This is a genomic window from Acinetobacter higginsii (genome assembly GCF_000369845.1).
Lineage (GTDB): Bacteria > Pseudomonadota > Gammaproteobacteria > Pseudomonadales > Moraxellaceae > Acinetobacter > Acinetobacter higginsii.
Map to the genome: position 1 here is coordinate 121,651 of NZ_KB850222.1, position 14,679 is coordinate 136,329.

A 14,679-nucleotide genomic window follows, 5' to 3' on the forward strand; every position below is an offset into this window, starting at 1 on the left:
ATGGCAGATAAATTTAAAAATACAGTATTAACTGTAAAAGACTTAACCGTGGCATTGGTCAACACTGGCAATCATATCGTTTCTAATATTTCATTTAGCCTACGAGAAGGTGAGGTCCTAGGATTAGTTGGAGAGAGTGGTTCAGGTAAAACGACATTATCGAGTGCCTTATTGGGCTATGCACGATATGGAGCCAAGATTATTCAAGGCACAATTGAACTGGATGATGAAGATATTCTCAGTTTAGATGATCATGCTTTGCGTCAGGTTCGTGGTTATAAAATTAGTCATGTCGCCCAAGATCCTGGAACAGCACTCAACCCAGCATTAAGTATTGGACAACATTTATTTGAATTATTAGATGTCCATCATGCACAGTTATCGAGCGCTGAAAAATACCAAAAGGTTGCCAAAATTTTAAATGAAGTGGGATTGCCGCATGATGAGCTATTTCTAAAGCGTTATCCTCATCAGCTTTCGGGTGGGCAACAACAACGAATTTTATTGGCCTTGGCATTCTTGCTACAGCCACGTTTGATCGTTTTGGATGAGCCAACCACCGCGTTAGATGTGACGACACAGACATTGGTGTTGAATATCATTCGTAAATTATGTCGGGAATATAACGTTGCTGCTATCTATGTATCGCATGACTTAACGGTGGTAAAAGATATTGCAGATCGGGTGATTGTTCTGTATTCGGGTCGAATTGCTGAAGATGCGGTATTAACCCAACTATTTGAAACGCCTAAGCACCCTTATACGCAAGGTTTACTGAACGCCATTCCCGATGTGGCCATTCGTAAATATTTATCTCCAATTGAAGGACATGCTCCTTCGCCCAATGAGCGTCCAGTGGGATGTGCTTTTGCGGCACGTTGTATTTTCGCCACAGATATATGTCGTCAAAAACAACCTGAATTAACTCAATTAAAAGATGAGTTCGATCCGCATTTTGTTGCTTGTCACCATTCGGATCACGTCGGTGTGATTAATTTTAAAGAGATTGATCATCAAGTGATTGAAAGAGAAACAGACCGGGAAGCTCTATTAAAAGTTGAACATATTAATGCATGGTATGGGCAGCAACAGGCACTTTTTGATATTTCATTTCAACTAAAAAAAGGCGAATGTTTAGCATTGGTGGGTGAATCGGGTTCAGGAAAAACCACTTTATCGCGTGTTATTGCTGGACTGAATGAAAATGCAGATGGACAAATTACATTAGCAGATGAAGTCTTGTCGTTGCGTGGGCAACAGCGTCATTTGCAGCAGCGGCATAAACTGCAATATATCTTTCAAAATCCTTATAAGGCTTTGAATCCAGCGCATACGATTGGTCAGACATTAATTAAAGTTGTACAGCATTTCTTTGGAGCATCTCGACAAGAAGCCATAGAAAAAGTCACGCAGGTACTTAAACAAGTCTCTCTGCCTATACAAGTTCAGGAACTCTATCCAAGAGATTTATCGGGTGGGGAGCGACAACGAGTGGCTATCGCGCGAGCTTTGCTGTGCCAACCTGATGTTTTGATTTGTGATGAGATTACATCTGCTTTGGATGTTTCAGTTCAGGCTTCCATCTTAAAACTGCTACAAGACCTCCAACAGCAAGGTGTGACCTTACTATTTGTGACCCATAACCTAGGGGTTGTTCGTGCAATCGCAGATCGAGTCGCCGTATTAAAAAATGGACATATTGTTGAATATGGCGAAACAGATCAAGTGCTGAGTCACCCTCAACATATATATACCAAAACTTTGCTTACCCATGCGCCAAGCTTGTTTAAAGACAAGGTACTTGAAGTTTACGCATAAAAAAGAACAGATTTTCCGGAGTTAACAATGAACGACATTAACCAACGTAATTTTTTAGAATTAGGTAGTATCAGGCATATTCAAAGTGAGCAAGAAGCACTTGATATTGCAAAAGAAGTGGCGGATCAACTGAATCAATTTGCTCGAGACCCTAGTTATAACAAGACCGTACCTTATGAACAAGCTCGCTTAATTTCAGAAGCTGGTTTAACTGCGATTATTGTACCCAAGCAATTTGGGGGCTTAGGCGCCAGTATTTCAACCTTGGTCAATGTGGTGAAAATTATTTCATCCGCAGATGGTGGTGTCGGGCAGTTATTACAGATTCACTTCACCATGTTCCGAGGTGTTTTAACGGGCTATGATGATGAAATTCGTGATCAGTTACTGGGTGATATCTTAAGCGGAAAGCGTTTGGGTAATGCACTTGCAGAAGTGGGTGGTAAAGATAAATTTCAGCATAAGACTCGTGTAGAGCGAAATTCAGAAGGGCAATTAATTTTAAATGGCAGTAAATTCTATTCTACGGGCTCTTTACTCGCAGAATGGATTTCCTTATTCGCAGGTAGTGATGATGGCCCTGTCTCGATTTTAATTCATCGTGATACGCAGGGAGTGGAGTTGCTTGATGACTGGGATGCGATGGGACAAAATAATAGTGTCAGTGGCACTGTTAATTTTAAAGATGTGATTGTTGATGAACGTTATGTTGCTAAGCGAAATACGGGTGGTTTAGGCACTGTTTTACGTACGGGACTCACTTGGCCTCAGATTTTACACGCTGCAATGGACACAGGAATTGCCAAAGGAGCCCTACAAGGTGGGATTGATTATTTACAACATCATGCTCGACCTTGGGTAGAAAGTGGCGTCGATTCGCCTACGCATGAACCTCATATCATCAAACAGATTGGTGAATTTGCTGTTTTAGTTCGTTCAGCTGAGGCATTATTGGATCGTTCAGCACAGATTTTTGAACAGCATTTGGCAAATGTAGAGGATGAAGATTTACAAACTGAATTGATTTTATCGGTTGCTGCTACCCGTAGTCAGTCTGATCATGCATCTTTAAAAATTTCGAGTGAAATTTTTGGATTACTTGGGGCAAGTTCAACTTTATCGAAATGGAACCTAGACCGCTTCTGGCGAAATGCACGAACTCACACCACGCATGATCCAATTCGCTGGAGGCTATATCATGTTGGAAATTATTATTTAAATAATATTCCACCAGGAGAATACAACTCCGTACTTCTAAAGAAGCAGGCGGAAAATGTGACTAAATTTTCTAAGTAAAATGAAGTCAATAAAAAAGGTTGTCATCATGACAACCTTTTTTATTTTAAAGTATTAAGCCACTTGAGTTTGAATAGAAATATCCTGTGCAAGCCATTCACGAACATTAATTTGTGCAGGAATAAAGTTCCAGCGATAGAGAAAATCACTCAAGTCTTGTAAAGCAATAATAGAGATTTCATCAAAGTTAGTGTTCAGTTTCAGATGTGCATCCGCACCGTATGCCGCATGAACCCATTGCTCACTACTATTACATTCTTTTGCTAGATAACGATGGGTTTCATCGGCGTGTTCATGTGCCCATTGTTCTGCTTGTAAAACAGCATCAACAATCGATTGGGCTTGCTCTGGATATTGCTTTAGAAAATCTTCATCAACAGTGAGTGTTCTTGGTGTTCCATTATTGGAGCGTAGAATAGGGTCTGGATGTGAGCCAATATCAATAATGGTATGCAGGGCGAAATCATGGGCAATCTGCGCAGCATGTGCACCTTTTAGAAAAATGGCATCCACATCACCTTTAATTAATGCCACGATCTCTGCATTTGCGTTGATTTTGTTGCGATTACCATAAAAGCTAGAATCATTTTCTTCTGGCTGTTGTTGCTGTGCTGTTAAAATATCTGCTCGTAAACAGTCAACTAATTCAAGATCGCTTACCTTTAAATCTACTGTCTTTAAGGCATTCTCTAAACCACGAATCGCCTGTGCACGCGAGAAATCAATAATTGCATCCTGATTTAATGGAATTCCAAAACGTTTGCCTTTTAGGTCTGCAACAGTTTTGATGTTTGAATCGTAGCGTGTTAACAATAATTGAACTTCATCAGCCCAAGATAATCCAATCACTTTAGTTTTTTGACCAGATGCATATGCCCAGATTGCAGGAATACTGCCACCGTGTCGAACTGAATTGGCAAGTGTATGGTTAAAATGAGAGTTGCGAATATCTTTGGAATTTGATTCTCGAATTGATTTTATTTCAATCTGCTGCTCATTAAACTTTTCTTTGAGCCAACCTTTTTGAATTGAAATGCCTAGGCCTGTTGGTACAGGGCAGCGCGTGTACCAAAGTGTGTTTAATGATTGAGTTTGAAGTGTTGTCATCATGACATCCTTTTGTGATTTTTATGCTTTAAAGCAAAATTGATGCCATTTATTAAGTTGTTGATATTTATTGGTTATTTGTAATATCGTTTTTTATGATGTTGATATATCAAATTTTGTTGCGATTACAACAGAACCATTGCGCCAGTGTTTTAAAATCAACACCACTATAAATAGTCATCTATAAAAATAATATAAAACAATGGGTTAAAATATTTTTTCAGGTCATTAATTTGGCATGAATCTCGCACTAATACAAAATCTCAAATTTTTTTCTATCTTTTATGTTTAAAAATTATCCATTATTGCGAAGTTTGGCTTTGTATCGATTTATGCCATTTCGTTTCTTATTGACGGCGACCTTATTTGTTATTGCAAATATAGGGTTAGCAATCCAACAATATTCAATCGGTCATGCGATTGATACCTTAAAACATAGTGAAAGGGAAACTTTATTTCAGCATGCATTTTCTGATCCTTTAAACCCTTGGTTTTGGTTTATTCTACTTGCGAGTATTGCTGGCATTAGGGCAGTTGTTCAGTATCTGGCAGGGTTAAGTGCTTTAAGCATTGGTCAGCAATTACTGAGTATTTTAAGGGAAAGAATCTTTTCCCAAGTACAGCATTTAGATGTTTCATGGCACTGGAAGCATGGGCTGGGAGAAGTGTTATCTCGAACAACACGTGATTCAGATAAATTAAAAGAAGCGCTTATCAATTTTTGGCGGCAAGTGTTTGAGTCAAGTCTAGTTGTTGTGGTGACCGTCGGACTCTTGTGTTGGTACCATCCTTGGCTGGGAGTAGTTCCTTTATTATTTATTTTTTTAGGGCTTTTGGTTCTATTTAAACTGACCAATCAATTGATTGTATTGGATCATCAAGTTGCATCTACCTACGAAAAAGTCAGTGATAGCTTAGCGGAAAGCGTGAATGGGATTCGGGTAGTCAAAGCTTTTCAACTTGAAGAGAGACTTTTACAGCGCTTTAATCATGCCGTAGATCTATTTATTCATCATTCCATTCAGACCATTAGCACAAGTGCTAAACGGTTACCTATCCCCCAAGTGATTATTGCATGCTCTTATTTATGGGTCATCGCTTTTGGTGCTTATTTAATTGGACAAAATCAGTTGCAAGTGGGGCAATTCGTCGCTGCCATTCTCATGGCAAATTTATTGGTGTTTCGTATTGAAAGCATTGGTCAGGTCTTACATATTTTTGCTGATGCACGTTCATCTGCAACAAGAATCTGGCAAATGTTAGATCAGAAGTCCGCAATTGAAGATCAACGATGTCCTCTGCCTTTGCAATGGCATGATGAGTTAAATATTAGATTAGAAAATGTAAGCTTTCAGGATGAGACAACGCAAAAGTATATTTTAAAACACTGCCATGTTGAATTTCGAGCAGGTGAAATCGTCACTGTTGTTGGTAAGACTGGCTCAGGTAAAACGACATTGATGAATTTACTCAATCGGTTTATTGACCCAACAGAAGGGCAAGTTTTGATTGGTTCTGAGCAAACGGGCTGGACGAATATTAAAGATTTAAGCCTATTTGAATTACGTCATTTGGTTCAGATCATTCCTCAGGAAAATTTCTTTTTTAGCGGCACATTGGCAGACAACTTAAGCATTGCTAAGCAAGATGCAACTGAGCAAGAGATGAGGGATGCTTTACATTTAGCGTCTGCATCAGAACTATTACAACGACTTGATGATGGACTAGACACGCTGATTGGGGACAAAGGCGTTACCTTGTCAGGAGGACAAAAACAACGCCTTGCTTTGGCCCGTTCCATTCTAAAGAATTCACCAATTTTAGCTTTAGATGACTCAACCAGTGCCTTAGATGCGACCACAGAAAAACAGGTTTTACAGCGGCTTTCAGCACTTTCTGGCAGTGGCAACCCTTTAAATAAAACAATCATTATTAACTCTAATAAACAAACCACGATTACTTTATCTGATCGCGTTATTGTTCTTGATCAGGGCCACATTATTGCCCAAGGCACGCATGCTGAATTAGTTCAAGATTGTTTATTTTATCGTGAGTTGATGGGCTTTCAGTTACAACAGCAGGAGATTAATGCATGAATAGCAGTGTTAAAAATTTCCGCCCATTCACACAATCAGCTGATCTACAAATCGAAGAAAATTTAGCAAATACCTCAATTCATAGAGGAGTGTTAACAAAACTTATTCCTTTAGTTTATCCCATCCGCTACTTGCTGCTTGCTTTAATTACAGTAGAAATTTTACAAGTAATGAGTATTTTTGTCCGACCTTGGGTAGTGAAATATATTCTGGATTCGGGCTTTCAACAAATTGCTGGAAAAGTAGTATTGCATCAGCCAGTTTTATTGATTGCGATGAGCATTTTGGCATTGAGTTGGATTTGTCGTTTTGCTTTAGCAAGCGTATCAAAATATCTTTCAGGCCGAGCAGCTTTGAAAGTGATTAATGGTTTAAGACGTTCTTTATTTCAGCATATCCAAAGTTTAAATATTGGATATTTTGATCGTACCAAGGCTGGCAGGATTATTTCGCGGGCCGATCGTGATGTCGAAACGTTAGAGCCTGTTTTAATACAAGGGCCACCAGAGCTACTTTCCGCAATTTTGCGTTGTGGCTTAGCTTCAGTACTTCTCTGGCATATCTATCCACCTTTCTTTTGGTGCTTATTTGCGACGCTACCCATTTTATTTGGGATGACTGCAATTTTTAAGAAATCATCGCAAAAACATTGGGGACGAGTTGCAGAGGAACGCAGTCGATTTACTGCTCATTTGGTTGAAACAGTAAATGGAGCAAAAATCATTCAGCAGTTAAATTACACCGCAACCAATCAATCTCGTTATCAAGAATTATTAAAAGATTTTAATAATTCTATTATTTATGGCAGTAAGCGGACCAGTTGGTTTGCCCCTTTTACAGGCTTACTTTCAACGCTAGCCACTGCTGGATTTATTGTGATTGGTAGTTATGCGTATAGTGACGGCATCATTAGTATTGGCCAGTTTGCAGAAAGTATTTTCTATGTGTTTTTATTCTTAGCACCCTTACAGGAACTTACCGATCTATTTGAGCGTTATGCAAATGGGGCAGCATGTGCACAACGTATATTTCTACTTTTAGACACCCAATCTACGATTCAAGAACAACCGAATGCTGTAAAGCTTGTACAGTTGAATGGTCATATTCGATTTCAGTCTGTAGATTTTGCTTATACCCACAAACCTGTTTTACAAAATTTTAATTTGGAGATTGAAGCTGGAAAAATAATTGCGATTGTAGGGCCAACAGGACATGGCAAAAGTACCATGGCTCAGTTGCTAACACGGTTTTATGAACCTCAGAAGGGTGGAATTTTTCTAGATCGTTATCCAATACAAAGTATTCAGCTTTCTAGTTTAAGACAGCATGTGAGTATTGTTTTACAAGATAATGTTTTATTTAGTGGAACAATTTTAGATAACTTGCGTTTGGTACAAGCTGATGCTTCAGATCAGCAGCTTATTCAGGTGATTGAAGACTTAGGGGCAGATGAGATATTGCAACAACTGCCGCAAGGGTATTTCACCGAAGTTGGGGCACTTGGTAAAAATCTTAGTCATGGACAAAGGCAACTTGTTTGTTTAGTTCGTGCTTATTTAGCAAACCCTAAAATATTAATTCTAGATGAAGCGACTTCTGCAATTGATATTTATACTGAGCAAAAAATACAATATGCGCTTAGACGCTTATGCCAAAATAGAACTTGTATTGTGATTGCACATCGGCTGAGTACCATTCGTGAGGCTGATAAAATTGTGCTCATTGAAAATGGTCATGTGGTAGAGCAAGGTTCGCATGAGCAGTTAATGCAGCAACAAGCAGCTTACTTTCAATTGTATCAGTCCTATCTACAAAATCAGCTTGTCTAGCGGTCTGCAAATTTAAAAATTGTAGTTTTATAAACATTTTTTTGAATCATTGTTTAAATTTAAACAATGATTTTTTTGTTTTTACACTCAATATATTGATAATAATAAATAAAATATTTGGCATTGGCTTTGCTATATCGGTTTAGATCGTTAAGGAAGCTTATATGCGTATATATTTTTCTCAATTCATCCTTCACTCCTCACTTTTTGCACTGAGTACACTTACGGCCTCAATTGCGATGGCAAATGATCAAAAGAATTTGTCAGGGAAAGAAGATGTCATCACATTACAATCTGTCGTTGTCACTGGGTCTAGGCGGGCAATTCATAGTTCTCTCGATGCACCTGCGCCGGTTGATATTTTAACGGCTAAAGACTTACAAGAGACTGGTGCAACTGATCTTGCCGCAGCATTAACACGGTTGTCTCCTTCTGTGAGTTTACCGACTTCTCCAGCAGGAGGGTTTGGTGCATCAGTTCCACCAAGTATTGCGCTCAGAGGATTATCTGCGGATCAAACTTTAATTTTGATTAATGGGAAACGCCGACATACTGCAGCGTATTTCACCCGCCAAGCATATGCTGGTGGAAGAGGAGCAGCAGTAACTGATTTAAGTTTAATTCCAGTGAGTGCAATTGAACGCATAGAAATTTTGCGGGATGGTGCTGCGGCACAATATGGATCGGATGCAATCGCTGGTGTCGTTAATATTATCTTGAAATCACGTGATCATGGGGGTGGGGTAAGTTATCAAACGGGTGGCTATACTCAAGGAGATGGTGAACAACATAAAGTTAATCTTTGGAAAGGTTTTACACTGCCTAACGATGGTGCATTGACGTTTGCATTAGATTTAGGCAAACGTGAAGCTGCAAGTAACACGGCACCTGATACGCGAACTTTTTATGATGGTTCAACCAAAGCTCAATATACAGAACAAAATACACCCTATAGAACATGGAAATTTGGCTCACCCGAACAAAAAGATCAAGTCAATGTGACTGCCAATCTAGATTTACCTTTGACAGATGACCTTGCACTTTATGGTTTTAGTAGCTATGGCCATCGCAAAACAATAGGCGAAAACTTTTATGAACCACCAACAACCAAAACAGTACTGAATCAATCCAGCTATTTTAAAGAACGTTATCCAGATGGACGTTCGCCATTGAGCTTAGTCACTGTAGATGATTTTGCAACCACAGTTGGAGTTAAAAGAGGGGAGTTGAAGTCAGGTAAATATGATCTTTATGCAACTTATGGACAAAATAAAGTCAGCACAGAACAAGGCAATGGCATTAACCCAAGCTACGGCTCAAATTCTCCTTCAAACTATGACTTGGGCGAAAATATTTTTTCGCAATTAAATACAGGGCTCGATTATAGCCGTGATATTGCAATTGATGGGTTAGCAAGTCCACTCACGTTATCTACAGGAGTTTTATATCGTTGGGAACAATATAAACAAAATGCGGGTGATTCGATTGCTTATACCCGAGGCCCATATTTCAATCCAAGCACAACTTTAGGCGTTGGTGTTCCTGGGATATATGCCGGAATTACAGACCAAGATCAACGAAAAATTAGTCGTGATGTTTATGGTGTTTACCTAGATTTAGAAGCAGATATTTTTACAAATTTGAATGTGGGCGCAGCTGTTCGAAGTGAAAAATATTCAGACTTTGGGTCGACCACAAACGGAAAATTATTTGCTAAATATGATGTATCACCTCAGTTTGCGGTACGTGGTTCAATTAATACAGGCTATAGAGCACCGTCATTGGCACAACAAGGATATTCTGCTTATAGCGTACAAACGGTGCAAACCCCTTCAGGTTGGCAAGATGTGCAACAACGAACTTTAGTTGCAGGCAGTGAGGCCGCTTTACTTATTGGCGGAAGCTCACTTAAACCAGAGAAATCCACAAATTACTCTTTAGGTTTTGTTTGGAAGCCACTTGCGAATACCTCAGCAACTTTAGACCTTTATCAAATCGATATTAAAAATCGTATTTTGCTTTCAGACAATATTACTGGAAGTGTAATCACCAATGCATTTTCCAATTCACGGTATTCAAATATTGCCAATGTGGCGTTCTTTAATAATTTACTAGATACACGTACCCAAGGTTTAGAGCTCGCGTTTAAGCATGATTTAAATCTTGAACAATATGGCAAGTTAAATCTGAATCTAGGTCTGGCCTATAACAAAAATGAAATCACTGAAACCAGAGATTCTATCACCGCAAAAGGTGAGCGAATTCCCGTTTCAAGCATTGCAGGACGAAATACACAAAGCCTGATTGAGTCTACTGCACCGAAAACAAAGCTGACCCTTGGCGCACTTTGGTCAAACCAAGCGTGGAGCGTCAATACCGCAATCCGTCGCTATGATAAATGGACGACCTTAAATAATACCAACACTACATTAGACCAGACTTTTGATCCGCAGTGGATTGCAGATTTGGATATCGGCTACAAAGCGGATGCATTTGTGAAAGGTCTCAAGTTCAATTTAGGGGCAATCAATTTATTGAATAGCCATCCTGACAAAGCCAAAGATTCTTCCGTCGGCAACATTGTCAAATATAGTTTTAATGCACCTGAAGGCGCATTTGGAACGTATTTATATGGTCGTGTAAGTTACGAATTTTAAATCAAAAATGATTAAACAAATTTTAAGGTAAATGACAATGCAACATACTTTTTTATCAACGTTATGCAAATTTTCTTTAATCACCACGATGTTAACTTCGAGCTGTTTGGCGACTGCTCAACAAGTGCCAGCATCTGAAGATCAATATGGGGATGGCCGAGTTTCCGAGTTTTATACATGGAAATCGGCTATTCCAGCTCAGGCTGGAAAATTATTAAAAACAGAGGCTATTCATAATCCGTATATTCGTTTGGCAAATGACAGTCAGGCGATTCGAATTCTCTACAGCTCGACCAGTGGCAAAGATAGTAAAACACCTATTGTGGTTTCAGGAAGTATTCATTTACCAAAAGGGACTCCTCCTAAAGGTGGTTGGCCAGTAGTGTTATGGGCACATGGTACGGTCGGTTTGGCCGACGCTTGTGCGCCGTCTTGGAGTGGACGATCATACCGCGATGTACAATATTTAAACCGCTGGCTTAAAGAAGGATTCGCTGTTGTTGCTACAGATTATGAAGGTTTGGGCGTTGCTGGACCGCATTTGTTAATTAATAACCCGATGCTGGCTTATAGTATTTTAGATAGTGGTAGAGCTGCTTTAAAAACCAAGTTACCACTTGCGAATAAGTTTGTGATTGTTGGCCAATCACAAGGAGGCGCAGGAGCGATTGCGGCTTCTTCCTACTCGGCAACGTACGCACCTGACTTAAATATTAAAGGTTCAATTGGTACAGGCGTGATTTATCAAGATCCTGAAGCGACGCCTGAAAAGAATCAGCTAAAGTTAAATCCTTATGAAGTCAGTCCGTCGCTTGCTTATGGCATCTATAGTTTTTTAGTGACGCAAAGTTTATATCCAAAGATAAAAACAGAAGATATTTTCACACCTGAAGCAGTGCCTTTAGTTGAACAAGCAAGAAATGCGTGCTTAACAAGCTTTATGGGGGATATTCAAACTGCGGGTCTTTCGCCAGCACAAGCGTATAAACCTAATCCACCTGCAAACTATAAAAAGCTGCAAGAGAAACAATCGAATGATTATGGTTATTATCCGACATTAAAAATCAGTCACCCACTCTTTATCGGAACAGGGGCAAACGACCGAACACCTGATGCCCGATCTCAAATGAAGCTGGTGGCCGATGCGTGTAAAGCGGGTACCATAGTCGAAGGCCATTTGTATCATGGCTTAGGGCATAGCGAGACCGTTAATGCGTCATTACAAGATTCGATTCCATTTGCTAAAAAGGTGATTGCAGGAGAGAAAATTCAGGCTATTTGTAAACCTGACTTACAATAAAAGATGACATAAAGATTTTCTCACTGAAGAAAATCTTTATTTTAAAAAGCCGCTCTTCAAAGATATTGCAGAGCGGCTTTATGCTTTAAATGTTTAAGCGATGCGCTTTAATCTTTTTGTAGCCTCTTCACGTACAGCAGGGATGATATAGCGGCCATAATCGACCGTGTCATAGATCGGATCGTAGCCACGATTTAAAAAGGTGGTAACGCCTAAATCTACATAATCGAGTAATGCCGTAATAATGGTATCTGGTGTACCCACCAAGGCAGTGGTATCACCATAAGCTCCTACAGCAGTTGCAGTGGGCATCCATAAGGCACGATCATGTCGATCACCTTGTTGGGCTGCTGCCAATAAGCGTTGTGAACCAATTCCTTTGATTTTGTGCCCTGACAATGTGCCGTTATTCTGAAAAGTTGGATTGTTCTGAATATCAGCAAGAATCTGTTCTGCACGCTGCCAAGCAAGTTCTTCGGTTGGGCCAATAATAAGGCGTACGGATAAGCTAACCGGTGGCTGCGGTTTATTGGCGTGTTCTGCTGCGAGCTTTAATTTATTAATTTGATCTTTTACACCAGCCAGTGGTTCCCCCCAAAGTGAATACAGGTCTGCATGGCGGACTGCAATATCATAAGCAATATCGGATGAGCCACCGAATGAAATCGGGATTGTCCCATTGACTGGCTTTAATGGGCAAAAAGCGTTTTCTAGCTTAAAGTACTTACCTTCATAACTAATAGGTTGATCGCTTTTCCAGAGTTTCTGGATGATATCTAGATATTCCCCGGTCCGTTCATAACGTTGAATTTTATCAACAATATAATCACCTTCTTGAGGCTCAGCTGTAATTCCTGTAATTGCATGTAAACGGATTCTTCCACCACCTGTCGTATGGTCAAGTGTCGCAAAAGAACGTGCAGCCAGATTTGGTGTTACAAGCGCGGGACGATGGGCAATCATAAACCCGAGTTGCTCAGTATGCTGTGCGAGATAAGCTGCAATTTGTGTACTATCTGGGCTGCTTGGTCCACTAGCAATTAAAACTTTATCAAAACCAGCATATTCATGTGCCCGTGCATGATAACGTAGATAGTCGAGGTCTATTTTATGACCAATACGTGTCCCTTTGGTTTCTGACCATTGATTAGGAAAAACCATACCAACGAATTCGATGCTCATTATTAAACCTATTTTATGGATTTTTAACCAATGAGCAAAATAAATGCCAAGTTTAAACTGATATAAAATAAGCGATTAGGGAATAGTATTTTAATTAGGTGTCTAAATTTGATCAGAAGTATTCGTATTTTGCTTAAAAAACAACATTTCATAAATTGAGAATTATATTCTTAATAAAGTTATAAGGTTGATTTTAGAGTAATGAATATTTAAATCATGGATTGAATATCTGTAATTATTATTTATCAGTTTTGTAATTGAATTGTACTATTCTATTTTAATATCATCCTCATCTATTTAAAGGATTAATTATGAAATCCTATTTGGATAATGATTATAAAGTAATTACTTTGCCAGATAACGGGGTACCTGTAAAACCAATTCGAGCAAAAGCAATTATTTTCTCAGATCAAAACTCCCGTAAATTGTTAAATCAAGTGGAAACCATTGCCCCAAGCTCTGCCAGTGTTATCATTCAAGGTGAGTCGGGCACAGGTAAAGAGTTGATTGCACGCGAAATTCATTTGAAAAGTGATCGTAAAAACAAGCCTTTTCTTGCTGTGAACTGTGGTGCTTTGGTTGAAACATTAGCTGAGTCTGAGTTATTCGGCTATGAGGCAGGTGCCTTTACCGGAGCAAATAAGACACGTGCTGGTATTTTCGAAACAGCAGATGGTGGTACTTTGTTTTTGGACGAAGTGGGTGAGTTGCCACTATCTCTACAAGTCAAGCTATTACGGGTATTGCAAGAAAAAGAAGTGATGCGCGTAGGTGGCCGTAAACCAATTCCAATCGACGTACGTATTCTGTCTGGTACGCATGTAGATTTGCGTAAGGCTGTGGCAGAAAACAAGTTTAGGCTCGATTTATACTACCGTTTGAATGTCGTGGTACTGAATATTTTGCCATTACGGGAACGTAAAGGCGATATTTTACCTTTAGTCGATTTTTTCTTAAATTCGTACTCTCAGAAGCTGATTACCACCAAGCCAAATATTAGTGATCGGGCAAGAAATGCGCTCCTCAATTATAGTTGGCCAGGGAACATTCGTGAGTTGGAAAACAATATTCATTATGCTTTACTGATGAGCAGTGGTAAAACGATTGATATTGAACATCTGCGTTTTTCAGAAGAAGGTGGATCAGCAGCATTACCTGATAGTGATTTAATTCAGGAGTTTGAAGATATCCTGAAGCGTTTATTTCAGGAATATGATGGGGAAGCTTGGCATATTATTGAAGATAAGATTGTGAATACAGCATTTTCAAGTTGCTGGAATAATCAGGTCAAGACTGCAAAAATGTTAGGCCTTTCGCGCAATGTTTTGCGTAACCTTTTGTCTCGTTATAATTTATTACCCAATAAGAATGAAAATGAAATTGCATAGAAAAAA

At 39.3% G+C, this 14,679-nt stretch carries 9 protein-coding genes; 7 read left to right on the forward strand and 2 right to left on the reverse strand.

Going from position 1 to position 14,679, the window contains the following annotated elements; genetic code table 11:
- The gene (locus tag F885_RS04755) at positions 1–1,818 is read left to right on the forward strand and encodes a dipeptide ABC transporter ATP-binding protein (RefSeq protein ID WP_005321516.1); all 1,818 of its coding nucleotides are present in this window, start codon (positions 1–3) and stop codon (positions 1,816–1,818) included.
- Positions 1,819–1,845: 27 nt separating this feature from the next.
- Positions 1,846–3,114, forward strand: coding sequence for an acyl-CoA dehydrogenase family protein (locus F885_RS04750; RefSeq protein WP_005239125.1), 1,269 nt, complete (start codon positions 1,846–1,848; stop codon positions 3,112–3,114).
- A 54-nt stretch (positions 3,115–3,168) separates the two neighbouring features.
- Here F885_RS04750 and F885_RS04745 read toward each other — a convergent pair whose 3' ends face one another.
- Positions 3,169–4,221 (reverse strand): ABC transporter substrate-binding protein, encoded by a 1,053-nt coding sequence (locus F885_RS04745; RefSeq protein WP_005321517.1) that lies wholly within the window; start codon positions 4,219–4,221, stop codon positions 3,169–3,171.
- A gap of 284 nt (positions 4,222–4,505) precedes the next feature.
- Between F885_RS04745 and F885_RS04740 the strand changes: the two genes are divergently transcribed.
- The 4 genes from F885_RS04740 (at position 4,506) to F885_RS04725 (ending at position 12,103) form a co-directional block, all read left to right on the forward strand.
- Entirely contained in the window at positions 4,506–6,317 is a 1,812-nt protein-coding gene (locus F885_RS04740) for an ABC transporter ATP-binding protein (protein ID WP_005321518.1), read from the forward strand.
- Positions 6,314–8,146 (forward strand): ABC transporter ATP-binding protein, encoded by a 1,833-nt coding sequence (locus F885_RS04735; RefSeq protein ID WP_005321522.1) that lies wholly within the window; start codon positions 6,314–6,316, stop codon positions 8,144–8,146. Before F885_RS04740 ends, F885_RS04735 begins: the two co-directional genes overlap by 4 nt.
- Positions 8,147–8,310: 164 nt before the next feature.
- Complete coding sequence (locus F885_RS04730; protein ID WP_005321525.1) at positions 8,311–10,803, forward strand: TonB-dependent receptor plug domain-containing protein; 2,493 nt, start codon at positions 8,311–8,313, stop codon at positions 10,801–10,803.
- A 37-nt stretch (positions 10,804–10,840) separates the two neighbouring features.
- Positions 10,841–12,103: a lipase family protein gene (locus tag F885_RS04725; RefSeq protein ID WP_005321528.1), complete on the forward strand. Its 1,263-nt coding sequence runs from the start codon at positions 10,841–10,843 to the stop codon at positions 12,101–12,103.
- A 93-nt stretch (positions 12,104–12,196) separates the two neighbouring features.
- Here the strand turns inward: F885_RS04725 and F885_RS04720 are convergent, their stop codons facing one another.
- Entirely contained in the window at positions 12,197–13,285 is a 1,089-nt protein-coding gene (locus F885_RS04720; RefSeq protein ID WP_005321530.1) for an LLM class flavin-dependent oxidoreductase, read from the reverse strand.
- A 311-nt stretch (positions 13,286–13,596) separates the two neighbouring features.
- On the opposite strand from F885_RS04720, the gene F885_RS04715 reads away from it, so the two are divergent.
- Positions 13,597–14,673 carry a sigma-54 interaction domain-containing protein gene (locus tag F885_RS04715; RefSeq protein ID WP_004655042.1) on the forward strand — a complete coding sequence of 359 codons (1,077 nt, stop codon included), beginning with the start codon at positions 13,597–13,599 and terminating at the stop codon, positions 14,671–14,673.
- The last annotated feature ends 6 nt before the right edge of the window (positions 14,674–14,679 follow it).

What these genes read in the sequence shown, in the direction of transcription:
- F885_RS04745 (WP_005321517.1), bottom strand. Translation starts at nt 4,221, where the DNA reads ATGACAACACTTCAAACTCAATCATTAAACACACTTTGGTACACGCGC.
- F885_RS04715 (WP_004655042.1), top strand. Translation starts at nt 13,597, where the DNA reads ATGAAATCCTATTTGGATAATGATTATAAAGTAATTACTTTGCCAGAT.
- F885_RS04755 (WP_005321516.1), top strand. Translation starts at nt 1, where the DNA reads ATGGCAGATAAATTTAAAAATACAGTATTAACTGTAAAAGACTTAACC.
- F885_RS04720 (WP_005321530.1), bottom strand. Translation starts at nt 13,285, where the DNA reads ATGAGCATCGAATTCGTTGGTATGGTTTTTCCTAATCAATGGTCAGAA.
- F885_RS04735 (WP_005321522.1), top strand. Translation starts at nt 6,314, where the DNA reads ATGAATAGCAGTGTTAAAAATTTCCGCCCATTCACACAATCAGCTGAT.
- F885_RS04725 (WP_005321528.1), top strand. Translation starts at nt 10,841, where the DNA reads ATGCAACATACTTTTTTATCAACGTTATGCAAATTTTCTTTAATCACC.
- F885_RS04750 (WP_005239125.1), top strand. Translation starts at nt 1,846, where the DNA reads ATGAACGACATTAACCAACGTAATTTTTTAGAATTAGGTAGTATCAGG.
- F885_RS04740 (WP_005321518.1), top strand. Translation starts at nt 4,506, where the DNA reads ATGTTTAAAAATTATCCATTATTGCGAAGTTTGGCTTTGTATCGATTT.
- F885_RS04730 (WP_005321525.1), top strand. Translation starts at nt 8,311, where the DNA reads ATGCGTATATATTTTTCTCAATTCATCCTTCACTCCTCACTTTTTGCA.